Raw genomic sequence first — 1,277 nt, forward strand, 5'->3', positions numbered from 1 at the left:
GGGTCTGCTGCACTGATCGGTGACAGCTACGTCACGCGGCCAGGCTGGCCGGCGAGGTCATGATGGTCTCGTACTCGATGGGGGTCAACCGGCCCAGTCCGCTCTGCCGACGACGGCGGTGGTAGGTCCGCTCGATCCAGGTCACGATCGCAATCCGAAGCTCCTCCCGGGTCGACCATTGCCGGCGGTCCAGGACGTTGTTCTGCAGCAGTCCGAAGAAGCTCTCCATGGCCGCGTTGTCCCCGGCGGCACCGACACGTCCCATCGACCCGACCAAGCCGTGGCGGGCCAGGGCGTGGAGAAATTTCCTTGATCGAAACTGCGATCCTCGATCGCTGTGAACCCGGCAACCATCCACGATGGCGCCCTCAACCTGCCGCCGCGCAACGGCATTGGCCAACGCACGCACGGCCAGCCGAGACTGCATTCGGGAGTCGATGGAGTACCCCACGATGCGGCGGGAGAACACATCTTTGACCGCGCAGAGGTAGAGCTTGCCCTCGGCGGTCCAGTGTTCGGTGATGTCGGTCAGCCAGAGCTCGTTGGGCCTGGTAGCGGTAAAGTTGCGCCGCACCAGGTCGTCGTGGACCGGCGGGCCGGGTCGCTGGCCGTTCTTGCTGCGCCGCTTGGCGAATGCGCTCCACCACTGGTTGTCCGAGCAGATCCGCCACGCGGTGCGCGCCGCCATGATCTGACCGGCCTCGGTGGCTTCTTCGTGCAGGTAGCGGTAGCCGAACTCGGGATCGTCGCGGTGAGCATCGTGCAGGGCATTGGCGCGGTAGGCCTCGCTCAGCTCCGCGTCGGTGACCGGCTCGGCGAGCCAGCGGTAGTAGACTTGGCGAGCGATCTTAAGCACCCGGCACGTCACCGCCACGGGGATCCCGACGGCGGCCAGCTCGCTCACGAGCGGGTGGAGCCTTTTCCCGGCAGGTTGGCCTGGGAGAGGTAGGCCGCAGCGCGGCGCAGGACCTCGTTCTCCTGCTCCAGCAGCTTGATCCGTCGCCGCGCCTCCCGCAACTCCGCGTTGTCGCTGCTGGTGATGCCGGGCTTGACGCCGGCGTCGACGTCGGCTTGGCGCATCCACTTCGACAAGGTCATGACGTGGATGCCGAAGTCGGCCGCGATCTGCTCCAGGGTCACGCCGGGATCGCGGTCCCGGGCGACGCGGACGACGTCGTCTCGGTACTCGCGGGGGTAGGGCTTGGGCACAGCGACATCCTTCCAGGCTGCCCTGCGGGCAAGCCACCTCGGTTGTCACCGATCAGTGCAGCAGACCC

1 protein-coding gene is annotated in these 1,277 nt (G+C 67.1%); it reads right to left on the minus strand.

Annotation, left to right across the window (positions count from 1 at the left end):
* Positions 1-31: 31 nt before the first annotated feature.
* A protein-coding gene (locus ACRYR7_RS25520) for an IS3 family transposase (RefSeq protein ID WP_432575194.1) occupies positions 32-1,209 on the minus strand; the annotation gives its coding sequence in 2 pieces (ribosomal slippage) (positions 32-922 and positions 925-1,209; 1,176 coding nt in all).
* Positions 1,210-1,277 lie beyond the last annotated feature (68 nt).

The organism is Kineococcus gurbantunggutensis, assembly GCF_050871925.1.
Taxonomy (GTDB): domain Bacteria; phylum Actinomycetota; class Actinomycetes; order Actinomycetales; family Kineococcaceae; genus Kineococcus.